General features: G+C 73.9%; 21 protein-coding genes. 9 read left to right on the top strand and 12 right to left on the bottom strand.

Annotated elements, in window-relative coordinates; translation table 11 throughout:
• Nucleotides 1-4: 4 nt before the first annotated feature.
• Both ACXET9_RS01850 and valS read right to left on the bottom strand, forming a co-directional pair.
• A complete protein-coding gene (locus ACXET9_RS01850) occupies nucleotides 5-508 on the bottom strand; it encodes a hypothetical protein (protein ID WP_457884327.1) in 504 nt (167 codons plus the stop codon).
• 124 nt (nucleotides 509-632) lie between these two features.
• Nucleotides 633-3,305: a valine--tRNA ligase gene (valS, locus tag ACXET9_RS01845; protein ID WP_457884325.1), complete on the bottom strand. Its 2,673-nt coding sequence runs from the start codon at nucleotides 3,303-3,305 to the stop codon at nucleotides 633-635.
• Between the two features lie 125 nt (nucleotides 3,306-3,430).
• Between valS and ACXET9_RS01840 the strand changes: the two genes are divergently transcribed.
• On the top strand, nucleotides 3,431-4,192 hold the full coding sequence (locus tag ACXET9_RS01840) for a metallophosphoesterase family protein (RefSeq protein WP_457884323.1): 762 nt from the start codon (nucleotides 3,431-3,433) through the stop codon (nucleotides 4,190-4,192).
• A gap of 33 nt (nucleotides 4,193-4,225) precedes the next feature.
• Here the strand turns inward: ACXET9_RS01840 and ACXET9_RS01835 are convergent, their stop codons facing one another.
• The 5 genes from ACXET9_RS01835 to ACXET9_RS01815 all read right to left on the bottom strand — a co-directional run bounded on the left by ACXET9_RS01835 (nucleotide 4,226) and on the right by ACXET9_RS01815 (nucleotide 9,727).
• Nucleotides 4,226-5,284, bottom strand: coding sequence for a lipoyl protein ligase domain-containing protein (locus tag ACXET9_RS01835; protein ID WP_457884971.1), 1,059 nt, complete (start codon nucleotides 5,282-5,284; stop codon nucleotides 4,226-4,228).
• A 91-nt stretch (nucleotides 5,285-5,375) separates the two neighbouring features.
• Complete coding sequence (locus ACXET9_RS01830; protein ID WP_457884321.1) at nucleotides 5,376-6,710, bottom strand: hypothetical protein; 1,335 nt, start codon at nucleotides 6,708-6,710, stop codon at nucleotides 5,376-5,378.
• Nucleotides 6,711-7,021: 311 nt separating this feature from the next.
• Entirely contained in the window at nucleotides 7,022-8,071 is a 1,050-nt protein-coding gene (locus tag ACXET9_RS01825) for an ABC transporter ATP-binding protein (protein WP_457884319.1), read from the bottom strand.
• Nucleotides 8,068-8,940 (bottom strand): ABC transporter permease, encoded by an 873-nt coding sequence (locus ACXET9_RS01820; RefSeq protein WP_457884317.1) that lies wholly within the window; start codon nucleotides 8,938-8,940, stop codon nucleotides 8,068-8,070. Before ACXET9_RS01820 ends, ACXET9_RS01825 begins: the two co-directional genes overlap by 4 nt.
• Nucleotides 8,933-9,727: an ABC transporter permease gene (locus ACXET9_RS01815; protein WP_457884316.1), complete on the bottom strand. Its 795-nt coding sequence runs from the start codon at nucleotides 9,725-9,727 to the stop codon at nucleotides 8,933-8,935. Before ACXET9_RS01815 ends, ACXET9_RS01820 begins: the two co-directional genes overlap by 8 nt.
• A 138-nt stretch (nucleotides 9,728-9,865) precedes the next feature.
• On the opposite strand from ACXET9_RS01815, the gene ACXET9_RS01810 reads away from it, so the two are divergent.
• Genes ACXET9_RS01810 through ACXET9_RS01800 form a run of 3 tightly spaced genes read left to right on the top strand, consistent with a single transcriptional unit; the run spans nucleotide 9,866 to nucleotide 14,059 of the window.
• Complete coding sequence (locus ACXET9_RS01810) at nucleotides 9,866-11,188, top strand: dicarboxylate/amino acid:cation symporter (protein WP_457884314.1); 1,323 nt, start codon at nucleotides 9,866-9,868, stop codon at nucleotides 11,186-11,188.
• Between the two features lie 58 nt (nucleotides 11,189-11,246).
• On the top strand, nucleotides 11,247-12,056 hold the full coding sequence (locus ACXET9_RS01805) for an SDR family oxidoreductase (protein WP_457884312.1): 810 nt from the start codon (nucleotides 11,247-11,249) through the stop codon (nucleotides 12,054-12,056).
• Nucleotides 12,057-12,115: 59 nt separating this feature from the next.
• On the top strand, nucleotides 12,116-14,059 hold the full coding sequence (locus tag ACXET9_RS01800) for an ABC transporter ATP-binding protein (RefSeq protein ID WP_457884310.1): 1,944 nt from the start codon (nucleotides 12,116-12,118) through the stop codon (nucleotides 14,057-14,059).
• Here ACXET9_RS01800 and ACXET9_RS01795 read toward each other — a convergent pair.
• On the bottom strand, nucleotides 14,025-14,783 hold the full coding sequence (locus tag ACXET9_RS01795; RefSeq protein WP_457884308.1) for a LuxR C-terminal-related transcriptional regulator: 759 nt from the start codon (nucleotides 14,781-14,783) through the stop codon (nucleotides 14,025-14,027). The two genes, ACXET9_RS01800 and ACXET9_RS01795, sit on opposite strands and share 35 nt — an antisense overlap.
• A complete protein-coding gene (locus ACXET9_RS01790; RefSeq protein WP_457884306.1) occupies nucleotides 14,780-16,219 on the bottom strand; it encodes an ATP-binding protein in 1,440 nt (479 codons plus the stop codon). The genes ACXET9_RS01795 and ACXET9_RS01790 overlap by 4 nt, the downstream gene beginning before the upstream one ends.
• Before the next feature lie 148 nt (nucleotides 16,220-16,367).
• Between ACXET9_RS01790 and ACXET9_RS01785 the strand changes: the two genes are divergently transcribed.
• The 3 genes from ACXET9_RS01785 (at nucleotide 16,368) to ACXET9_RS01775 (ending at nucleotide 19,012) form a co-directional block, all read left to right on the top strand.
• Complete coding sequence (locus tag ACXET9_RS01785; RefSeq protein ID WP_457884304.1) at nucleotides 16,368-18,086, top strand: PspC domain-containing protein; 1,719 nt, start codon at nucleotides 16,368-16,370, stop codon at nucleotides 18,084-18,086.
• Nucleotides 18,083-18,538, top strand: a complete 456-nt coding sequence (locus ACXET9_RS01780) for a hypothetical protein (RefSeq protein ID WP_457884302.1) — start codon at nucleotides 18,083-18,085, stop codon at nucleotides 18,536-18,538. The genes ACXET9_RS01785 and ACXET9_RS01780 overlap by 4 nt, the downstream gene beginning before the upstream one ends.
• A gap of 180 nt (nucleotides 18,539-18,718) precedes the next feature.
• Nucleotides 18,719-19,012, top strand: a complete 294-nt coding sequence (locus ACXET9_RS01775) for a hypothetical protein (RefSeq protein WP_457884300.1) — start codon at nucleotides 18,719-18,721, stop codon at nucleotides 19,010-19,012.
• Nucleotides 19,013-19,045: 33 nt separating this feature from the next.
• On the opposite strand, the gene ACXET9_RS01770 is transcribed toward ACXET9_RS01775, so the two are convergent.
• Nucleotides 19,046-19,996 (bottom strand): MurR/RpiR family transcriptional regulator, encoded by a 951-nt coding sequence (locus tag ACXET9_RS01770; RefSeq protein WP_457884298.1) that lies wholly within the window; start codon nucleotides 19,994-19,996, stop codon nucleotides 19,046-19,048.
• A complete protein-coding gene (locus ACXET9_RS01765; RefSeq protein WP_457884296.1) occupies nucleotides 19,993-21,030 on the bottom strand; it encodes an N-acetylmuramic acid 6-phosphate etherase in 1,038 nt (345 codons plus the stop codon). Before ACXET9_RS01765 ends, ACXET9_RS01770 begins: the two co-directional genes overlap by 4 nt.
• 108 nt (nucleotides 21,031-21,138) lie before the next feature.
• On the opposite strand from ACXET9_RS01765, the gene ACXET9_RS01760 reads away from it, so the two are divergent.
• A complete protein-coding gene (locus ACXET9_RS01760) occupies nucleotides 21,139-22,278 on the top strand; it encodes an N-acetylglucosamine kinase (protein ID WP_457884294.1) in 1,140 nt (379 codons plus the stop codon).
• Here ACXET9_RS01760 and ACXET9_RS01755 read toward each other — a convergent pair.
• Nucleotides 22,224-22,496, bottom strand: coding sequence for a 2Fe-2S iron-sulfur cluster-binding protein (locus tag ACXET9_RS01755; RefSeq protein WP_457884292.1), 273 nt, complete (start codon nucleotides 22,494-22,496; stop codon nucleotides 22,224-22,226). The two genes, ACXET9_RS01760 and ACXET9_RS01755, sit on opposite strands and share 55 nt — an antisense overlap.
• A 94-nt stretch (nucleotides 22,497-22,590) precedes the next feature.
• Here ACXET9_RS01755 and ACXET9_RS01750 point away from each other — a divergent pair, with 94 nt between their 5' ends.
• Nucleotides 22,591-22,740 (top strand): hypothetical protein, encoded by a 150-nt coding sequence (locus ACXET9_RS01750; protein WP_457884290.1) that lies wholly within the window; start codon nucleotides 22,591-22,593, stop codon nucleotides 22,738-22,740.
• The last annotated feature ends 295 nt before the right edge of the window (nucleotides 22,741-23,035 follow it).

Here is a 23,035-nt window from a genome sequence, read left to right as displayed (position 1 = left end):
GGGATCAGCCCCGCCTGCTCGGTCCGTTCACCGTCCACCATCGATGGTGGGCCTCGACGATGGCCTGCGCGGCCTGCATGTACTTCCCGTCGGCGTAGTATCCGCCGTCGCCGCTGGAGAGCCGGAGCGACCGGACGGCCACCGAGCTGCCGTCCCTGAGCAGGAGGCGCACTCCGCGCGGGGCGCCGATGCCCTCGTTCCCCAGCGGCACCTGGACCTGGTGGATCTGCGCATAGGGGACGGCGCCGCCGGCGGAGAGCGCCGTGCGCCACGCGACGCCGTCGGCCCCGACGGTCACCGTGCGGCGCCAGCCGGCGAAGGCCATCCCTCCACCGGCGATCACAGCGATCGGGCTCGCCAGCATCACCCACAGGACGGAGGCGTCGCCGGATGCGAGGGCCAGGGCGATGCCGAGCACGGGGAAGCCGAGCACGCCGAGGAGGATCAGCGCGCACCCGATGCCCAGGAACACCGTGCTGACACCGGAACGATAGGTGCGGTCGGTCATGATCTCCTCGTCGTCGGCCGGGAGCGTCGCCCCGTGCGGTGCATCGACGGCGACCGGTGCATCGACGGCGACGGGGCGGCGGTCCTGCGGGCGGCGAGCGCCGCCGGCAGGACCGCCGGGAGCCTCAGCCCTTGGTGCGGGGTGCCTTGACCGGGGGCTCGCCGAGGACGACGTCCTCGGTGCGGATGCTCTCTCCCTCGACCTCGCCCGCGACGAGCTCGAGCTGCTCGATGCGGCCGAGGGCCGTCAGGTCGCCGGAGGCGGCCTCGAGGGCGGCGATCGACGCGGCGGGCGCGACGATCCGGACCGAGAGGACCGGGGTCTTCTGCGAGACCTTCGCGTCGGACTTGATGCGTCGGACGACGATCGCGGCGTCGGCGAGGACGTCCAGGAGCGCGGCGTCCTGGCCGGCGGCGGCCTCGCGGAGACCGTCCGACGTCGGCCACGCCTGCGTGTGGACGCTGCCTCCGCGCCACCACGACCAGACCTCCTCGGTCGCGAAGACGACCACGGGGGCGAACAGGCGCAGCTGCACCTCGAGCGCGATCGCGAGCGCCGCGCGGGCGGAGGCCGCACCGGCCTCGCCGGCCGCCCCGTTGCCGTGGGCGCGCTCCTTCACCAGCTCGATGTAGTCGTCGCAGAAGGCCCAGAAGAAGGGCTCGACGATCTCGAGGGCGCGGGCGTAGTCCATGTCGTCGAAGGCGACGGTCGCCTGCTCGACCACCTCGGCCAGCCGCGCCAGCAGCGCGCGATCCAGGGGGTCGGTCACGACGGACGGATCCGCGGCGAGACGGCCCGCGGGGTCCGCGGGGGCCTCGCCGAAGCCGAGGGCGAACTTCGAGGCGTTGAGGATCTTGATCGCCAGACGGCGACCGATCTTCATCTGGCCCTCGTCGAAGGCCGTGTCGACGCCCTGGCGGGCACGGCCCGCCCAGTAGCGGACGCCGTCGGAGCCGTGCTGCTGCAGCAGGCCGATCGGGGTGACCACGTTGCCCTTGGACTTGGACATCTTCTTGCGGTCCGGGTCGAGGATCCAGCCGTTGATCGAGGCGTGCTCCCAGGGCAGCGCATCCTGCTGCAGGTGCGAGCGGACGATGGTGGAGAACAGCCAGGTGCGGATGATGTCGTGGCCCTGCGGGCGCAGGTCCATCGGATACACCTTCGCGAACAGCTCCGGGTCGGCGTTCCAACCGCCCGCGAGCTGCGGGGTCAGCGACGAGGTCGCCCACGTGTCGAGGATGTCGGGATCGGCGACGAAGCCACCGGCCTGGCCGCGCTGCTCCTCGGTGTAGCCCTCGGGCACGTCGATCGTCGGATCGATCGGCAGACGGTCGATCGCGGGGGTCAGGACCGAGTCGTAGTCCGTCTCGCCGTCGGCGCCGACGGCGTACCAGACGGGGAAGGGGACGCCGAAGAAGCGCTGGCGGGAGATCAGCCAGTCGCCGGCGAGGCCCTCGACCCAGTTGCGGTAGCGGGCCTCCATGTAGGCGGGATGCCAGGTCAGCTCGCCGCCGCGGGCGATGAGCGCGTCGCGCAGACCGCCCTCGGACTGATCGCGGCCGCCGTTGGTGAGGTACCACTGGCGGGAGGTGACGAACTCGAGCGGCTTGTCGCCGTTCTCGTAGAACTTCACCGGGTGGGTGATCGGCTCGATCTCGCCGGTGAGGTCGCCGGACTCGGTCGCCATCTCGACCACGCGCTTCTGGGCGCTGAAGACGGTCAGGCCCGCGAGCTCGGCGTAGCGAGCCGCGCCCGCCTCCGAGGTGATCCACGGGGTCTCGGCGATGAAGCGGCCGTCGCGGCCGATCACCGAGCGGGTCGGCAGCTCGAGCTCGCGCCACCAGGTGACGTCGTTCGCGTCGCCGAAGGTGCAGATCATCGCGATGCCGGCGCCCTTGTCGGGCTGCGCGAGCGGGTGCGCGAGAACGGGCACCTCGACGTCGAACAGGGGCGAGGCCACCGTGGTGCCGAAGAGGCCCTGGTAGCGCTCGTCGTCGGGATGGGCGACGAGGGCGACGCAGGCGGGCAGCAGCTCGGGGCGCGTGGTCGCGATGACGACCTTCTCGCCGGAGCCGTCGGTCCGGGTGAAGCCCAGGCGGTGGTAGGCGCCGGGGCGCTCGCGGTCCTCCTGCTCGGCCTGGGCGACGGCGGTGCGGTAGGTGACGTCCCACATCGTGGGGGCCTCCGCCTGGTACGCCTGGCCGGCCGCGAGGTTCTCGAGGAACGCGCGCTGGGAGGTCGCCCGCGAGCGGGCGTCGATGGTCTGGTAGCTGTAGTCCCAGTCGACCGACAGGCCGAGCGTGCGGAAGACCTCCTCGAAGGACTTCTCGTCGATCTCGGTGAGGCGCTCGCACAGCTCGATGAAGTTGCGGCGCGAGACCGGGACCTGGTTCGCGGTCTTCGAGGACTTGTTGTCGCCGCCCTCCTGCGGGGGCGTGAAGTCCTCGACGTAGGGGAGCGACGGGTCGCAGCGCACGCCGAAGTAGTTCTGCGCGCGGCGCTCGGTGGGCAGGCCGTTGTCGTCCCAGCCCAGCGGGTAGAAGATGTTCTTGCCGCGCATGCGCTGGTAGCGCACGATCATGTCGGCCTGCGAGTAGCCGAACACGTGGCCCACATGCAGCGATCCCGACGCCGTGGGCGGCGGGGTGTCGACGGAGAAGACCTGGTCGCGGGTGGTCTCCGGGTCGAAGGCGTAGAGCTGCTGATCGCTCCATACGCCGTCCCACTTCTCCTCGAGGCCCTCGAGGGAGGGGCGGTCGGGGATGGCGGGGTCGGTGCGCGGTGCGGTATCGGTCATGGGGGTCATTGTTCCAGGTCTGTCCCCGAGCGCAACGCGAGGGTCCCCACTGTGAGAGCACTCGCGTGCACGGGCCCCGCCCACGCCGCGCAGCACCGGGCCTCACCGGGCCGTACGGTGTCCCCATGGCTCTCGAACGCATCGCCCTGGTCTCCGACGTGCACGGCAACCTCTCCGCCTTCGAGGCCGTGCTCGCCGACATCGCGGGCCGCGGCATCGAGCGCGTGATCAGCCTCGGCGACGTGGCGGGCAAGGGGCCCCGCGGCACAGACTGCGTGCGGCTGACCCGCGAGCGCTGCGAGGAGATGGTGCGCGGGAACTGGGAGATCCTCCTGGCCGGGGACATCCCGGACCGCAGCGAGGGCATGCGCTGGTGGCGCGAGGAGCTCGACGCGGAGGCCCGCGACTGGATGCTCTCGCGGCCCGGCAGCCTCGACCTGCGCCTGTCCGGCCGCCTGGTGCGGCTCGTGCACGCCTCGCCCGTCGGGGAGTTCACCCGGGTCCTGCGGGAGCCGAGCCCGGAGCAGTTCGCGATGATGCTCGCCCCCTCGGACTTCACCGGCGGGGGAGAGCCGGCGGACGTCCTCGTCTACGGGGACATCCACGACGTGCACATCTCGACGCGGCCCGAGGGCACGATCGTGAACGTCGGCAGCGTCGGCAACCCGCTCGACGAGCCGACCCCGTCCTATGCGATCCTCGAGGGCGACCCCGCGGCGGACGGCCCCGCGCCCTTCGGCATCCAGATCGTGCGGGTGCCCTACGACATCGAGGCGGAGATCGCGGTCGCCCGTGCGCTCGGCATGCCGGAGTCCGACGCCTGGGCGATCGAGCTGCGCACGGCCGTCTACCGCGGAGCGCATGCCGAGCTGGGGCTGCGCGCGTGAGGTCCGGGGTCGCGGCGTGCGCTCACCGCACCGTCACGGCACCCGCGCGGTCCACTCCGGGGTGCTGAACTTCGTGCGGGCGAGCTCGCGGGCGGCCTCGAGCTCGGCCTCGGTGTAGGCCGAGTCGACGGTGTCGTAGCGGGCGCGGAAGAACTCGAGGAAGCCGGCGATGATCTGCTCGCGCGGCAGGCCGGTCTGGGAGCGCATCGGGTCCACGCGCTTGTTCGCGCTCCGCGTGCCCTTGTCGGACAGCTTCTCGCGGCCGATCCGCAGCACCTCGCCCATCTTGTCGGCGTCGATGTCGTAGGACATGGTCACGTGGTGCAGCAGCACGCCGCCGGCGAAGCGGCGCTGGGCGGCGCCTCCGATCTTGCCCTTCTCGGAGGCGATGTCGTTCAGCGGCACGTAGCGCGCCTTCACCCCGATCTCCGCGAGGGCGCCCATCACCCAGTCGTCGAGATAGGCGTAGGCCTGCTCGAAGGAGAGCCCCTCGACGAGCGAGGTCGGGACGATCAGCGAATAGGTGATGCAGTTGCCCTGCTCCATGAACATGGCGCCGCCCCCGGTGATGCGGCGGACCACGTCGATTCCGTGGCGGGCGGCGCCCTCGGCGTCGATCTCGTTGCGCAGCGACTGGTAGGAGCCGATCACCACGAGCGAGGAGTCCCAGTCCCAGATGCGGAACAGGGGCGGGCGGCGCCCCGCGGCCACCTCGTGGGGGAGCACCTCATCGAGGGCCACATGCAGCACGGGCGGCAGCACCACGGGTCCGATGACGTCGAAGGAGAGGTCCTCCCAGCGGGAGGCGTGGCCGAGGGCGCGGCGCACGGCGATCGCGACGGCCCGCGCGTCGAAGCCGATCATCTGCACGGGATCTGGTCGTGCCTCGAGGCGGGCGGTGATCGCCGAGGCCAGCTCGGCGGCGGAGGCGGCGGCCTCCTGGCCGACGAGCGCTGCGGAGATGTCCTCGAGCGCATCGTCGGGCTCGAGGAAGAAGTCCCCGAAGACCGAGGCGGAGGCGATGCGGCCGTCCTCGACCGCGACGTCGACGGCGACCAGCTTGCCGCCGCGGACCTTGTACTCGCCGTGCAGGGGACGGTTTTCCGCGCCGCGCGCGGCGGCCTCGTCGATGCTCATGCCCTCATCCTCGCGCATCCTCGGGCCGACGGCGGGGCCGCATCGCTCACAGCGTCGTGGGGATGGTGAGCGACCGCAGCGCCCGGTGGACCTCCCACACGAAGTCCGCGGTGGACTGCCCCTTGCGGGGAGCGATCGCATAGGTCTCCTCGGGGCGGTGCGCGGTGGCCTCCCGCGTGACCCGCGGGATGATCGCCTCCCAGCGGCTCCGGCCGCCCACCCAGATCCGGTAGAGCGTGTCGGGGTCCTCCCGGTAGACGAGGCGCAGCGCGAGCGTGCGCGAGGTCAGCGCCGGCTGCCGGCGCGCGGGGGCGAGCTCGAAGCCGTGGTCCCGCAGCAGGGCGGGGTTCAGCACCGCCCACAGCACGAGGCGCGCGTTCTCGACGCCGGGGGAGGCGGGCATCCCGATCAGCGACCCGCAGCCCGGCAGCGAGTGCAGGGCGTGGACGTCGGTGCGCCAGGCCGTGCGCCGCGAGATCACGCCGAGCAGGGCCTCGGCCTCGGCACGCTCCTCCGGCGTGGTGATCCGCCCGATGCCCAGCGGGATCGGTGCCTCGTCGGGAGCGGCCAGGCGGATCGGCGTGCCGTGGGAGACCTCGCCGAACTCGAGCGCGGTGCGGCCGCGGGAGCCGCCGACCTGCAGCAGCGCGTCCCGCTGGCCCCGCCGGGTCGAGAAGCGGGGGGCGGCGCCGTAGAGCGCACGACCGGCCTCGAGCAGCACGTCGAGGTGGGCGCGCAGCTCGGCGGCGGTGTCGGGATCGCCGAGCAGACGGCGGGGATCCACCGGGTACTGCACGACGGGCGAGGCCGCGTGCTCGCCGATCTCGGCGATGGCCTCCCACAGGTGCGCATGGCCCGCATCGGACTTCGCGAGCCGGCGGGACAGGTGCTTCCAGGTCGTCACGACGACGCGAGCCTCGCTCGGGGAGTCCGGGAGGCGCCGCAGGCTCTCCTGCTGCGCCTCGAGGTCGGCGCGGCGGACGATCGTGACCATGGTGCCGTGCGGGCAGCCGCCGAGGTTCCGGCGCAGCTGCGCGAGGTCGCTCGCGGTGAAGGGGCCGCCGACCCGCAGCGCGATCCCCAGGCGGGCGCCCTCGTCGCGGTGCCCGGACCAGGGGAGGATCTCCGCCGTCAGCGCGGGGGCGCGGCGCCGGGTGCGCGGCTCGGCGACGATCGACCCGGTGGTCGCGTCGGAGTGGACGTAGGCCCGCAGGAAGGCGTCGCGGCTGCGGGGCGCCATCAGCACGAACTCGAGCATGTGCCGCAGCAGCAGCTCGACGTACGAGTGGTCGCCGCGATGGAGATCGAGGTCGGGAGCCTGGACGGAGCGTTCGACCGCATAGGTCGTCATCTGTCCGACGCTGGCGTAGGAGCGGGCCATGATCCTCCGATCTCGTCCGGCGGGCCCGGCGGGCCCCGGGGTCCGGGGACCCGGCGCGGACGGCTCTGCGGAGCGGGCGGCGGCCGACGGCGGGACCGGTCGGACGGTCGCGCCGATGCCGCGGACGGTCGACGGCGCGCGGACGGGACCGCACGGAGGCGGGCCGTTCCGGAACCGGGTGATGGGACATTGTTCCTCATCGCGGTAAGGGAAGCCTGATCCGTCCGCTCCTCGGCGTGTCGTGACCTGCGGCGGGAGCGAGCGCGGGAGCGGGAGCGGAAGCGCGACGGAGGCTCCGGGCCCGCCGCGCGTCAGCGCCCGCGGGCGTAGATGTCGCGCACCAGATCCTCGATCGCGGGCTCCCGCAGCGCGAGGTCGCGGACCTCGGCCTGCTCGCCGATCGCCGCGAGCAGCGCGGGTGCGGTCAGGCGCGAGCCGGCGAAGCGGATGCGATGGCGGATCCCGTCGGCCTCGACCGCCGCGGCCTCGGCGCCCTCGGGCAGGCGCAGCGCGGACCGCGGAGCGGCGAGGTCGACGATCAGCTCGCGCGGGGCGCCGAGATGATCGCGGAAGGCGCCGAGCCCGCCGTCGTAGGCGACGGTGCCGGAGTTGACCACGACGATCCGGTCGCAGAGCCGCTCGACGTCGCCCATGTCGTGCGTGGTCAGGAACAGCGTGGTGCCGCGCTCGGCGCGGTCCTCGCGCAGGAAGCGCCGCAGCCCCTCCTTCGAGACCATGTCCAGGCCGATCGTCGGCTCGTCGAGGACGACGAGCGCGGGGGAGTGCAGCAGCGCGGCGGCGACCTCGCCGCGCATCCGCTGCCCCAGCGACAGCTGCCGCACCGGCCGGTCGAGGAATCCGCCCAGGTCGAGGCCGTCGACGAGCCGTCCCAGCCGGGCGTCCCGGGCGGCATCGCTCATCCGGTGCATCGCCGCGAGGATCCGGAACGAGTCGCGCAGGGGGAGGTCCCACCACAGCTGCGAGCGCTGGCCGAAGACCACGCCGATCTCGCGGGCGAGGCGACGCCGCTCGGGCACGGGCGCGCGGCCGAGGACCTGCACGGTGCCGGAGGTCGGCTGCAGGATCCCGGTCATCATCTTGATGGTCGTGGACTTGCCCGCGCCGTTGGCGCCGACGAAGCCGACGGCCTCCCCGTGCTCGACGCGCAGGCTGATGTCGTCGACCGCACGGACCTGCCGGCGCGTGCGGCGCAGACGCGACCCCTCGCTCGTCGCGCGCACGACGTAGTCGCGGCGCAGGTGCTCGAGCACGATCGCGGGGCCGGCGTCGGCCGAGGCGGGACGGGCCGAGGCGGGCTCGACGGGGCCGGCGGGGTCGGAGGGGAAGGGGGTGGCGCTCATCCGCCGGCTCCTGTGTATCGGCGGATCCCCGCGCGCCACAGCAGCGCGGCGAGGACCCAGGCGAGGACCGCTGCCGGCAGGCCCGCCCATCCCGACCACTGCGGCAGCAGGGACGGTCCGGGCAGGTCCAGCAGGACGAGGGTCGGGGCGTAGGCGACGAGCGTCGCCGGGATGACGAAGGTGAAGAACGCGCGCAGCGGGAGCGAGAGCACGGCCCCCGGGACGGTCGCGACGTAGTTCCCGCCGTAGGTGAAGGCGTTGGCGAACTCGCGTCCGTCGACGAGCCAGAACTGCATCGCCCCGGCCATCGTGAACAGGGCGCCGAACAGGGCCGCACCCGCGAGCGGGGCGAGCACCGCGAGGACCAGGCGGGCGGCCGTCGGCTCGAAGCCGCTGATCCCGAGCGCCGTCGCGTACATCCCGAGGCCCACGAGGATCCGGCCCAGCCGGCGCAGGGACAGGTCGAGGCTCGAGATCTGCAGGAGCATCGGCACCGGCCGGATCAGCAGCGTCTCCAGGCGTCCGCTGCGGATCTGCGCGGAGAGCCCGTCGATCTCCCCGAAGACGAGGTCGGCGAGGCCGAAGGCGAGCGCGCCGAGCCCGTAGACCACGGCGACCTGCGGAAGCGTCATCCCGCCGAGCGTCCCCACCTGCGCGAGGATCACCCACAGCTCGATGAACTCGGTGCCGACGATGAGCACCTGCCCCAGCAGATCGGCGAGGAAGCTGGCGCGGAAGGACGCCTGGGAGCGGATCCGCGAGCCGTACAGGGTGCGGACCATCCGCAGCGTCGAGACGGGACGGTCCGACGGCGCCGTGCCGGGACGCTCCGACGAAGCCGCGCCGGAAGGGACGGGATGCTCAGCCACCCTGCACCTCCACGGTGCGCACGCCGGCGCGCAGCATGAGGGAGGCCGCGAGCAGGAGCACGACCGCCCAGGCGGCCTGGACGCCGATGGCGCCGAGGGCCTCGGCGGGCGGGATGCGCCCGGAGATCGCGTCGATCGGCGTCTGCACCATCGAGGGGAACGGGGTGGCGCGGGCGATCGCGAGCAGCCAGTCGGGGAACCAGACGATGGGGATGAGGAACCCCGAGAGCAGGTTCATCACGGCGTTGTAGACGACGGTGAGGCCGCGGGTCTCCAGCAGCCAGAAGGCCGCGAGGTTGACCATCATGTCGGCGAGGAAGGCGACGGTGATCGCGAGCAGGATCGACACCGCGCCGAGCAGATAGGAGGCCGGGTGCTCGGGCAGGGACAGACCCGTCACGAGCGCGCCGATCACCAGCGGAGGGATGCCGCGGCCGAGGAGCAGGAAGCCGGAACGACCCAGCTTCTGGGCATAGTGGAGGCCGAGGAAGGGGACGGGGCGCAGGAGGTCGACGGCGATGTCGCCCTGATGCACCCGCTGGGAGACCTCGCGGGTGCCGAAGGCCTCGATGGGCGCCAGGAGCGCCTGCCCCAGCCACACGTAGGTCGCCGCCTGCAGGGCGGTGTAGCCGCTGAGCTCCCCGCCGGCCGTGCTGATCGCGGCGAGCATGATGGAGGCGCGGATGAGCCCGAAGACCGTGTTGGTGAACACCCCGGCGGCCGTGGCCATCCGGTAGGTCGAGTACTGCCGGAAGGATGCGGCGATGATCCTCCGGTAGGCGAGCACCCGCGCGATCCTAGTGGTCGGGGCCCCGGCCCACAAACCGAGGAGCGGACGATCCGCCGCCGTCGGGAGGGGCCCGACTATCCTGACGCGTTTCCCCGCCCCGCCCCGCCCCGCCCCGTCCCTCGACCGGAGCCCCTGATGACCTCCTCCTCATCCCCCTCGTCCCCCTCGTCGTCCCTGCCGTCGTCGTCGCCCGCGGCTGCGTCGGACGGCGCCACGCCCGCGCCCGACGCCCCGGCCCCGGCGACGGCCGGTCGGCCCCGCTTCGGCCTGCTCCCGCGGATCCTCGTGGCGATCGTGCTCGGGATCCTGCTCGGACTCGTCATGCCCGTCGCCGGGGCCCGCGTGTTCACGACCTTCAACGGCCTGTTCTCCGGATTCCTCGGATTCCTGATCCCGCTGATCATCGTCGGGCTCGTGACCCCGGCCATCGCCGAGCTCGGCCGCGGGGCAGGGAAGATGCTGGCGCTGACGACGGGCGTCGCCTACCTCTCGACGATCCTCTGCGGGTTCTTCGCGCTCGCGGTGTCGGTCCTGCTGCTGCCGCGGATGCTCGCGGGCCGGAGCGTCGGCTCCCTCGAGAGCCCCGACGACTCCGCCCTCGCGCCCTACTTCGCGATCGAGATGCCGCCGGTGTTCGACGTCATGACGGCGCTGCTGCTGGCCTTCTGCCTCGGCATCGGCCTGACGCTCGTGCGCCGGGGTGCGCTGCAGGAGTCCTTCGAGCAGCTGCGCACGATCATCGTGCGGACGATCGAGGCGGTCATCATCCCGCTGCTGCCGGTCTACATCTTCGGCATGTTCCTGGCGATGACGATGAACGGCCAGATCTGGACCGTCATCGGCACCTTCCTCGCCGTGGTGGTGCTGGTGTTCGCGATGACCGTGATCGTGCTGCTCGCGCAGTACGGCGTCGCCGGCTGGGCCGTGCACCGCAACCCCCTGAGGATGCTCGCGACGATGATGCCCGCGTACCTCACGGCCCTCGGCACGAGCTCCTCGGCGGCGACGATCCCCGTCACCGCGCAGTGCACCAAGCGCAACGGCATCCCCGGCCCGATCGCCGACTTCGTGGTCCCGCTGTGCGCGACGATCCATCTGGCCGGCTCGACCCTGAAGATCACGACCTTCTCGGTCGCGATCATGGTGATCACGGGCATGCCCCTGGACCTCCCGGTGCTGATCGGCTTCGTGCTGATGCTCGGCGTGGTGATGATCGCTGGGCCGGGGGTCCCCGGCGGGGCGATCATGGCGGCCGCCGGGGTGCTCTCCTCGATGCTCGGCTTCGGCGAGGCGGCCGTCGGCCTGATGATCGCGAGCTACATCGCGATCGACTCCTTCGGCACCGCCACCAACGTCACCGGCGACGGGGCGATCGCGGCGGTCATCTCGCGGCTGGCCCGCGGCCGGGTCAGCGGGGACCTCGAGAGCACCCGCGCCCCCGAGGTCCACGGCATCTGACGGTGCCGCAGGGCGTCCGACGGAGCGTCGCGGCGTGCCGCGGACGTAGGCTCGGGGCATGTCCCACGACTCCTCCGCCGGCGCCCCCGCCGCACGCCTCGATGCCCCGTCCTCCCAGCTCACCGCCGTCGTCACCGGCGCCTCCTCCGGCATCGGCCGGGCGACCGCCGCACGGCTCGCCGCCGACGGCTGGCGGGTCCTCGCCGTCGCCCGCCGCGAGGATCGCCTCGCCGAGCTCGCCATGGAGACCGGCTGCGAGGTCCTCGGCGTCGACGTCACCTCCGATGCGTCGGTCGCCGGGCTCGTCGCCCGCTGCGCCGAGCTCTTCGGGGAGGAGCTGAACGCCGTCGTCCATGTCGCGGGCGGGGCCCTCGGCGTCGAGCCCGCGGCCGAGGCCGACCTCGACAAGTGGCAGGGCATGTATGACATCAACGTGCTCGGCGCCGTGCGCGTCACCCGGGCGCTGCTGCCGGCGCTGCGCGCCTCGGGCCGCGGCGACCTGCTCTTCGTCACCTCCGTCGCAGGGCATGAGGCCTACCCGGGCGGCTCCGGCTACAACGCCGCGAAGGCGGGCGAGCACATGCTCGCGTCCGCGCTCCGCCTCGAGCTCAACGGCGAACCGGTGCGCGTCATCGAGATCGCCCCGGGGATGGTCCGCACCGAGGAGTTCTCCCTGGTCCGGCTTGGCGACCAGGGGGCGGCCGACGCCGTCTACGACGGCGTGGAGAACCCGCTGACGGCCGAGGACTGCGCCGACGTCATCTCCTATGCGCTCAACGCGCCCCATCACGTCAACCTCGACCTCGTGACCGTGCGTCCGCTCGCGCAGGCCGCCGCCCACCGCGTCGCCCGCCACCAGGGGCTCTGATGGTCTTCGGGGCCGGCGGTCCCGGGATGGGCGGCCCCGGCGGGCACGGGGGCCCCGGGATGGGCGGCCCCCGAGGAGGCGGCGGAGGCGGCGGCGCGGGCCGGGACGAGCTCCGGCTCGCGCCGGGGCAGAAGGCCGACGTGCGGCGCGTGATGGGCCTGTTCGCGCCGTACCGCGGCACGCTGCTCGGCGTCCTGGTGCTGATCGCGCTCGGCGCGGCCGCGGGTGTCGTCTCGCCCTTCCTGATCCGCGAGATCGTCGATGTCGCGCTGCCCGACCAGCGGACCGACCTGCTGGCCTGGTCCGTCGGCGGCCTCATCGCCGTGACCGTGATCGCGAGCATCCTCGGGGTCACCCAGTCGATGCTCTCCACGCGCGTCGGGCAGGCCGTCATGCACGACCTGCGGGTCGCGGTCTACGGGCATCTGCAGCGGATGGGCCTGGGCTTCTTCACCCGCACCCGCACGGGCGAGATCCAGTCGCGGATCTTCTCCGACATCGGCTCGATGCAGGCTGTGGTCACCTCCGTGATGACGCAGATCGTCTCCTCCGTCGCGGGGATCCTCATGGCGCTGGTCGCGATGATCGTGCTGGACTGGCGGCTGACGCTGTTCTCGCTCATCGCCATGCCCTTCGCCGTGTGGATGAACCGCCGGGTCGGCCGACGCCGGCGCGTCATCGTCAAGCAGCGCCAGGAGAAGGCCGCGGACCTCTCCGCCGGGATCCAGGAGTCGCTCTCGGTCTCGGGGATCCTGCTGGGCCTGACCATGGGGCGCACCCGCACGCTCACCGACGCCTTCGACGCGGAGTCCCGCGAGCTCGCCGCCCTCGAGGTGCGCTCGGAGATGGCGGGGCGCTGGCACATGGCCCTGTTCTCCACCCTCATGGCGATCTTCCCGGCGCTGACCTACTTCCTCGGCGGTCTGCTGCTGTTCGGCGGCAGCGGCGTCACGATCGGCACCCTGGTCGCCTTCGTCTCCCTCCAGAGCGGCCTGTTCCCGCAGGTCAACGGCCTGCTGCGGGTCATGACCCAGGTGAACGCCTCGCTCGCCCTGTTCACCCGGGTCTTCGAGTACCTCGATGCTCCGATCACCGTCCAGGATGCGCCCGACGCGATCGCCCTGGAGGCGACGACGGTCCGCGGCGAGGTCCGCTTCGAGGGCGTCGACTTCACCTATCCCGGGGCCGAGTCCCCGTCCCTGCAGGGCCTCGACCTCGTGATCCCCGCGGGGACGCACACGGCCCTGGTGGGGACGACGGGGTCGGGCAAGACCAGCACCGGCTACCTCATGGCGCGCCTGTACGAGCCGAGCGCCGGACGGATCACCCTGGACGGCCACGACCTGCGCACGATCACGCGAGAGTCCCTCGCCGACTCCCTCGGCGTCGTCACCCAGGAGACCTACCTGCTGCATGCGACGATCGCCGAGAACCTCCGCTTCGCGCGTCCCGGCGCGAGCGACGAGGAGCTCGAGCGGGCCTGCCGGATCGCGCAGATCCACGAGCACATCGCCGCCCTGCCCGACGGCTACGGGACGATCGTGGGGGAGCGCGGCTACCGCTTCTCCGGAGGCGAGAAGCAGCGCCTGGCCCTCGCCCGGACGATCCTGCGGGATCCACCGGTGCTGCTGCTCGACGAGGCGACCTCCGCCCTCGACGTCGCGACCGAGCGGGCCATGTCCGGGGCGCTGGACGCCGTCGCCCGGGGACGCACGACCGTCTCGATCGCGCACCGCCTCTCGACGATCTGCGACGCCGACCAGATCGTCGTGCTCTCCCGCGGCCGCATCGTCGAGCGCGGCACCTACGACGAGCTCGTCGCGCGCGGCGGCGCCTTCGCCGAGCTCGCCGCGCAGGACGCCCGCGAACGGGCCGACGCACCGCGCGGGGCCGCCGACGTCGCGTCCGATCCGGCCGACGTCGGGTCCGGTCCGGCCGACGTCGGGTCCGGTCCGGCCGACGTCGGACTCAGATCATCCGGCGGTCGCGCGCCCAGCGCATGAGCTCGCGCCGGTCCGAGAGCTGCAGCTTGCGCAGCACGCTGGAGACATGGCTCTCGACGGTCCGATCGGAGATGAACAGGCTCGCCGCGGCCTCGCGATAGGTGTAGCCGCGGGCGATCAGCGTCATGACCTCCTGCTCCCGCGGGGAGAGCAGGTCGAGGTCCGAGGGCGAGGCCGGGACCGAGGTGCGGAAGGCGTCGAGGACGAAGCCCGCGAGCCGCGGCGAGAAGACCGCATCGCCGTCCGCGACGCGGCGCAGCGAGGAGGCGAGCTCCTCGGCGGTGATCGACTTGGTGACGTAGCCGCGGGCGCCTGCGCGGATCACGGCGAGCACGTCCTCCTCGGCGTCGGAGACCGACAGGGCGAGGCATCGCACGGGCGCGCCCCCGGCGGTGGTGAGCCCGTCGAGGGCCCGGGCGACCTCGGCGCCGCCGCCTCCCGCGCCGCCGGGGAGGTGCACGTCCAGCAGGACCACCTCGGGCAGGGCCGCGCGGGCCGCGGCGATCGCCGAGGGGACGTCGTGCGCCTGGCCGACGACGGCGATGCCGGCGTCGGCGCGCGCGATCTCCCCGGCGACGCCCGCCGCGAAGATCCGGTGGTCGTCGACCACGAGCACCCGTACGGCGGTCGGCGTGCCGTCGGCCGGGGGCACGGTCGTGGGCGCGGCTGCGGCCGAGGTCGTCGTTGAGCCCGAGCCCGCGCCCGCGTCGTCGGCGGCGCTCATGCGGCGGTCCTCGGGAGGGACAGCGCGACCTCGGTGCCGCCGCCGGGCGCGGGCCGCACGTGCGCGGTGCCGCCGGCGCGCTGCATGCGGCCGATGATCGACTCGCGCACGCCGAGCCGGTCGGCGGGGACCGCGTCGAGGTCGAAGCCGGGGCCGCGGTCGCGGACGAAGGCCTGGATCTCCTGCGGCCGGACGTCGACGAACACGTCCACCTCCTCGCGGCCGTGGCGGCAGGCGTTCACCGTCGCCTCCCGCAGCGCGCCCAGCAGGGGACGCATCCGTTCCGCAAGGGGTGCGTCGCCGACGACGACCGTGCTGATCTGCGCGGCATGATCATCCTCGACCTCCTCGGTGAGGGCCTCGACCGCCGTGCGGAGGTCGGTGTGCGCGGCATTCTCGTCGACGCCGTCGCGGTAGAGCCAGCGGCGCAGCTCGCGCTCCTGGATCCGTGCGAGACGACGCGCCTCGTCGGCGTCGATGCCGGGCCGCTGCAGCACGGCGAGCGTCTGGAGCACGGAGTCGTGCAGGTGGGCGATGGTCTCGCGGTGGTGGGCCATGACCGCCCGCTGGGCGCTCTCCTCGCGGATCCCGCGCCAGAGGCGTCGGCCCCAGGGGACCAGCAGGATCGCCAGCAGGCCCGTCGTCGCGAGCACCGCGAGCAGGAGCAGGATCGCCGCCGCGCCGCCGACGATCATCGCGGCGAGCGCCAGCGCGCCGAGCACCAGCGCGCTCAGCGCCGCGCCGAGGGCGAGCAGCGCGCCGACGGGCGCCCCCGCGGGCAGACCGGACCAGCGGGCGCGGTCGAGGTCTCCGAGCGGCATCAGCCCGAAGGCGACCGCGGCGGCCATGAACGCCAGCCCCGCGGCCAAGCTCGCCGCGCCCTGCACGAAGAAGGCGTCGGGCAGCGCCACGCCGCGGGCCACGGCGAGGAGATCGACGCCGGCGGTGAGCAGGAGCAGCAGCGCGCCCGTGCCGACCGCGGTCGCCAGCCCGAGCCAGCGCAGCCCGGCCGGCAGCGCGCGAGACCGATCCGGCCGACCGGACGCGTCGGCGGTGGGACGGGACATGCGGTCCGACCGTCCGGCGGGCATGCCGCGGACCGCGGCGACGTTCTCGCGCAGCGCGTCCTCCCGCTGCCGGGCCGCGTCGTCGGGGAGCGCCCACCACAGGGCGAGATAGCCGAGCACGGCAGGAGCGGCGAGCAGGAGCAGGGCGCGGAGGAGGCCCCAGCGCGCATGGACGTCGACCAGCTGGAGCAGCGCGGGCGGGATCAGCAGCACCGGCAGGGCGACCATGACCCGCACGGCGAGCGGCCGCACGCCGAGCTGCCGCGCGAGCACCTCGCAGACCCCCGCGAGCAGGGCGCGGTCGTGCCGACGCGTCCACGCGGACACGGGAGGGCTGAGCACGGCGGGGAGGGCGGGCGAGACGGTCATGACCAGCATTCTGCCGTGCCGCCGCGGTGCCGGACCCTGCCGCGGGGGCGGTTCCGGGACGCACCCGGGGAACGATCCGGGATCTCTCCGGGGACTCCCAGGGATGTCGCCGGACGCGACCGCGGCGACGACGCGGAAGGATGGTCCCATGACCACGACGAACCATGACGACCGCGAGCCCGACCCGGAGGGCGTCCGCTCCAGTCCGGCGGGCGGCGCCCCGACCGCCGTCGACGACGATCTCGCCGAGCGGATGCTGCGTGCGGCGGTCCTCCCCGCAGGATCGCGGACCCCGGCCGACCGCGTGGCGCAGGGGGCACCGATGCGCCGTCCCGGGGACCGCGTCATCGCCGGCGTCTGCGCGGCCATCGCCCGGCCGCTCGGCCTGCCGCCCGCGCTGATCCGCCTGATCGCGGTGCTGCTGGGACTCGTCGGCCTCGGGCTGCCGCTCTACCTCCTCGCTGCGCTGCTGCTGCCGCGCGAGACGATCGAGGCCGAGGCCCTTCCCGTCGTGCCCGCCGGAGCGCCCGCCGTGCCTGCGGGAGAGCCCGCCGCGCCTGCGGGAGCGCCCGCCGTCGCGCGCCCCGTCGCGCCTCCCGTCGTGGTCCGGCGGATCGGGACGCCGTGGAGCGATCTCCGGGAGGGCCGGGTCCGCACGACGGATGCGCTCGTGCTGCTGGCGCTGATCCCCGTGGGGCTGCTGAGCCTGTGGTGGATCGTCGTCGAGGCCCTCCACCTCCGCGGGTTCCTGGGCGTCCTGCTCGGGCTCGCCGTGGTCCTGTGCGTCGTCGCCGTGATCGCCGCGCATCGCGGGGCGGAGGCGCGACGCGCCTTCGTGCTCGTCCAGCTCGCCCGCCGCGCCGGCATCGCCGACGACGAGCAGCTCGGCCGTTTCCTCCTCGAGCAGCGTCGACGCGCCCCCTGGGCCTGGGCGCATCTCGCCGCGGGCGATGCGCGCGCCGCGCTCGAGACAGCCGATGTCGGGCCCGATGACGGCGCGCCCGCCGACAGCGGTCCTGCCGGGGCGGTCGCCGCCGCGATGCAGGCGGCCTCCGCCGGGCCCGCCGCTGCGGTCGCCGCCGCGATGCAGCAGGCCCCCACCTCGGCGGTCTCGGGGGCTCCGGCCTTCCCATCGGCCTCGCGACCCGTGCGGCCGGTCCGCCGTCGGCCCCGCGTCCCGCGCGCGACGCCGCGCACGCTGCTCGCGGTCATCGCCGGGATGCTCCTGGCCCTCGCGCTCACGGTGCTGGTGCTGAACCTGGATCCTTCCCTGCTGCCCGGGCTCTCCGACGCGCAGATCGCCCCGCAGGCGGGACGGCTGGCCGCGGGCTTCGCGGCCGCGGCCGTCGTCGCCGGCGTCGCACTGGTCGTGCTGGGCCTGCGGGGCCGACGCAGCGTCGCCCTCGCCCTGGTCGGGATCATCGCCCTCGCCGATGCGGGCATGGGCGCAGCCTGGGTCCGCCTGACCTGGGATCCCGTCGCCGAACCGTACGTGATCGACGCGTCCGCCCTCGACTACGGGTCCTATCTCGACTGTCCGAGCACCGCGGAGTACTGGTCGCGGCCGATCGTGATCGACTTCAGCGGGATCACCGCCGAGCGCGCCGAGGAGCTGCGCGCCCAGCGTCCCGCCGACGAGGAGGGCGCGCTGCCGATCGCGGTGAGCTGCACGCCGCTGGTCGGCGACGTGGAGATCCGTCTGCCCGAGGACGAGGACCTGGTCAGCATCACGATGGCCACGGGGCAGTCCTGGTTCGAGCGCAACGCCTGGTATGAGGACGACCCGGTGGCGCAGGTGTACGGGAGCATGATGGCCGGCCGGGTGACCCTGGTCAGCGCCGACGGGACGACGGAGGAGCAGGGATGAGCACGACGCACGGGACCGCGAGCACGACCGCACCGCAGATCGCGCAGACGGCGCAGACAGCGCCGACGGCGGAGACCGCCCCTGCGGCCCCGGGCCGGTCCGGAGCCGCGGCGGAGGTCCTGCCCCGACGGCGCGTCGGCACCGTCGCCATGGGGCTGCTGATCCTGCTCGGTGTCGTGGTCGCCGGCGCCGCCGTCCTCCCGCAGCCCCGGCTCGACGGCTGGATCCTCGGGGTGATCGGCGTGATCGGCCTCTCCCTGATCCTCCTGATCGTCGCCGTCCTCCCGCGCGGCCGCCGCGCCCCGGACGAGGACGTCGCGGAAGGGCCGGACGACGCGATCGAGGCCGACGACGCGATCGGCGCCGATGACTCGCTCGGGCCCGATGAGGCGGCGGCGGAGACCGCCGACGGATCCGCCGCGGACGAGCAGGTGAGCGGGCCGACGGCCTAGGCGGCAGGGGCCCGACTACGACGAAAGGATGACGCGCGGTCACCCTCCGGCAGGATGCTCGAGGGGCGCGCCGACGGGATCATGGAGACCATGGACGACGGAGCGCCGCACCCCGCAGCGCACCGCAGGACCGAGTCCGGGGCCGCAGCGCCTCGGACCGCACGGGAAGGACGCACGAGGATGACCACGTCGACGCTCGGCCACGACCCTCGCACCGCGGAGGTCCGCCCGGCTCCTGCCCGCTCCCTCGGCACCCGCGACGCCCACGGAGTCGGCGCCTCGGCCGCCGGCACCGGCCGCTCCGCGCTCGGACGCCCCTTCCTGTTCTCCGTGATGCTCGCGATCGCCGCCGCGATGGCGCTGGGGCTCCTGATCGTCGGCCCGACCCTGTCGGTGCCCGTCGCCGTCGGCTCCGCCAGCGTCGTGATGGTCCTCGTCCTCGCCGCCTGGATCGTGGCCGGTCCGAAGCTCTGAACGGCCTGAAGCTCTGAACGGCCGGGCCGACGGTCAGCTCGCGGTTCCGCCTCGTCGGCCCCGACGCCGATCGGCGACCGCGCGCCGCGTCCGCGCGAGCGCATCGACGGCATCGCCGTGACGGCGCTGGGCGACCGCCACGAACAGGATGTCCACGAGCGTCAGCTGCGCCAGGCGCGAGGCCGTCGCCCCGGAGCGGAACGGCGACTCCTGGGCCGACGTCAGCAGCGGGATGTCGCACCCCTCCACGATCGGGCTGTCGGGCGCATCGGTGACCGCGATCGTCGCGGCCCCGCCCTCGCGCGCGATCCGCAGCGCATCCAGGACATCGAGGGTGTCGCCGCCGTGGGAGATCCCGACGGCGACGTCGCCCGGTGCGAGGAGGGCCGCGGCCGGCAGCCCGTCGTGCGCGCTCCCGTAGGCCGCGGCCCAGAGCCCGATCCGCGCGAGCTTCTGCTGGAGGTCGGCCGCGGCGATCCCCGAGGCGCCGACCCCGAGCACGGCGATCCGGTGCGCCCCCGCGACGAGGTCGGCGGCGCGCGCGAGGGCGTCGAGATCGAGGCGGCGGGCGGTCTCCGTGACGGCGAGAGCGTCCGCATAGGCGATCTTCGCGACCACCTGCTCGAGAGGATCGTCGGGATCGATATCGCGGTTCAGGTGCAGGAACTCCTCGCGCTCGGTCTCCCCGGCCTCCCGTCCGTGGGCATAGGCGAGGTCCGTGCGCAGCGCCGCGCGCAGCTCCCGATACCCGCTGTGGCCGAGATCGCGGGCGAGGCGCACCACGGAGGCGGGCGAGGCCTCCGCGGCCTCGGCGAGCTGCGCGATCGACAGCTCGACGCCCGCGGCCGGGTCCGCCAGGAGGACGTCGGCGATCCGGCGCAGCGCCCCGGACAAGGAGCCCCGGGCCGACCGCAGCGCGGTCAGCGCGCCCTCGGCGCCCTCGCGTGCAGACGGCTCCGCCGAGCTCGGCACGGCGACGTTCAACGCTCGTCGTCCCGTCGGGCAGGCGCGTCCGACGGGCCCGTCTGCGCGTCCGTCGGCGGGGCCAGCCGCTCCGCCGTCGGCCCCTCCGCCGTCGGCCCCAGGGAGGCGACGGCGCTGCGGATGCCGGCCGGATCGCCGACGCGACCGGGACCCGGCGGGAAGCGATCCGCGGCCTGCCGCGATGCTGCGGCGCCCGCGCCCGAGAGCACGTCGATCAGCGCGACGCGCACCTCGCCGTCCGCCGCGGCCAGCGCCGCCTCGGCCGCCTTGCGGGAGCAGCCGCTGGCCTGCACGAGCATGCGGACGGTCCGCGCGACCAGCTTCTCGTTGCCGGCGCGGACGCCGACCATGAGGTTCGAATAGGTCCGCCCGATCCGCACCATCACAGCGGTGGACAGGGCGTTCAGCAGCATCTTCTGCGCGGACCCGGCCTTCATCCGCGTCGACCCGGTGACGGCCTCCGGTCCGACGTCCGCCAGCAGCGCGTGATCCGCGAGGTGCGCGAGCGGTGCCTGCGGGTTCGCCGCGATCAGGGCCGTCACCAGGCCGTCCGCGCGCGCTGCGGCGAGGGCGCCGGCGACATAGGGCGTGCGCCCGGACGCCGCCAGACCGATGACGACGTCCCCGGGACGGCAGTGCTCGGCGACGATCGCGGCGCCCGCCGCCTCCGAGTCCTCGGCGCCCTCGCCGGCCACGAGCAGGGCCGCGGCGCCTCCGGCGAGATGCGCCCGGACCATGCCCGGATCGACGCCGAAGGTGGGAGGGAGCTCCGCGGCATCGAGCACGCCGAGCCGTCCCGAGGTCCCCGCGCCCACGTAATGGACGGTCCCGCCGTCGGCGATCGCCGCGACGCAGGCCTCGACCAGGCCGGCGAGCTCGTCCGTCAGCGCCCGCACGGCCGAGAGCACATGCCGGTCCTCGTCCAGGAGGCGGCCGACCAGCTCCGCGGCGCGGAGCATGTCGAGATCCGCGGTCGCGGGATTGCGCTCCTCGGTCGGGGAGCGCAGGTCCAGCAGGTCGCGCCAGGTGGTCATCGAGACCGTCCTCCTCCGACGGGGCGGCGGGTGCTGCGGGTGCAGCGCATGCGGCGGATGGAACGGAATTCCATCATGAGCGGCGCAGAAAAAGTTAGCATGATCCGCATGCCGACATCCGCAGCGCCGCCGCCGGCGGGACCGACGCCCCCCTCAGGAGGGTCGCCGCCTCCGCGCGTCCTGCTGCTGGGCGGGGACGTCGGCGCCACCCGCTGCCGCCTGCGCCTGCACGAACCGCCGCCGGACGCTGCGATCGTCGGCCCCGGGCGGACCCTGGCCCGCGCCGAAGGACCCGGCTACAACCCGAACTCCACCCACCGCAGCGGCTTCCTCCCGGTCGCCGACGCTCTCCGCGAGATCCTCGAGGGCGTGCGCGGCACGGAGCCCTTCCGCGTGATCGCCGTGCTGGGGATCGCCGGTGCCGGCCCTGCGCACCATGCGGAGGTGCAGTCGCTCGTCCGCGGTGCGCTCGCCGAGCTCGGGATCGACCGCGAGGACGTGCGCGTGGTCGACGACCGGACGACGGCCTTCGCCGCCGGGGCCGCGGGCGGGGACGGGCTGCTGCTGATGGCCGGCACGGGCGCCGCGGCGGTCCGCTTCGAGGACCATCGCCCCGTCACGCGCTGCGACGGCATGGGCTGGCTGCTCGGGGACACAGGATCCGCGGTGTGGATGGGGCGTGAGGTCCTGCGGGCCGTCGCTGCGGACCTCGACCGGCGCGGGCCGTCGACGGCCCTGACGCCGCTGCTGCTGGATCATCTCGGGATCGGCGCGGCCGATCCGCGACAGCCGCTGATCGCCGCCGTGCGCGGTCTCGACCCTGCGCAGTGGGGCACCTTCGCGCCGATCGCTCAGCGCGTCCCCGCGGACCCGACCGCGAGCGGGATCCTGCGGGAGGCCGCCGACGCGCTCATCGCCGCCGTCGACGCGGTGCGGGGCGATCCGGCGCGCGGGGAGCGGTCGGCGGGGGAGCCGGTGCGCGGCGCCAGCGGGCCGGTGGTGCTGACCGGGTCCGTGCTCGAGCACAATCCGGAGGTGTCGCGGAGAGTGCGCACGGCGCTCGCGGAACGGGGCCTCGCCGTGCTGCCGGCGCGCTCGCCGGTGGAGGGGGCCCTGCGGATCGCCCGCCGGGACCAGCTGCTTCGCAGGGGCGATGACGGAGGAGGGGACGGCGGCGGCCGCCCCCGGGAGGATCAGACGTCGATCTCGATCTCGCCGACCCCGCGGGACACGCAGGTCGTCATCTGAGTCTCGTGCTCGTCGTCCATGAGGAACTCGTCCATGTGCTCGACCTCGCCGGAGACCAGCGGCACGACGCAGGTGCCGCACACGCCGCCCTCGCACGAATAGTCCATCGAGACGCCGGCATCGAGCAGCGCCTGCAGGAGGGACTGGCCTTCTTCGACCTCGACGGTGATGCCGGACTTCAGGCACTTGGCGGTGAAGGGCTCTCCGAACAGCGACATGCTCGCTCCTCATGGGAAGTGACGACGGGCCGGACCGGGGGATTCCCGCGGCGGCGGTCCGTCCAGGATCTCATGAGCGGAACGGGACCTTCGGGTGACGACGGTCTCCCTCGAGGTCGTCGGGGAGCGTCCCGTGCGGGATCGGGAGCTCCGCGGGGAGCGTCAGGCGTCCTCGCGGCTGCGCTCGGATGCGGTCGACGTCGTCGTCGAGACCGTGCTCGTCTCGTACTGGATCTGGCTGTGACCTGCAGCGGAGGTGGTGGAGGAGGGCTGCAGCGCGAGTGCTGCGGGACCGAAGGAGAGGACCAGCAGCGCGGCTGCCCCGAAAGTGGCCGCCGCGGGGCGGATCGGCATCCGGTGAGAGCTGTGTCGCGTCGTCGCGCCGTCATCGTTCGTCATCGAGACCTCCTGGAGAGTCCGGTGCCGCAGCCGGGGTGCCCCGGCGGGGCTCCGTTGCGGTCGACGTCCGATACCCATGGAAGAGCGCCCGCCTGTGCATCCTCTGTGCGCGCGGGACCAGGTCCCTGTGAAGGGGGCGC

It is taken from the genome of Brachybacterium netajii (SeqCode) (assembly GCF_054114245.1).
This window is presented reverse-complemented; position numbering and strand designations above follow the sequence as displayed.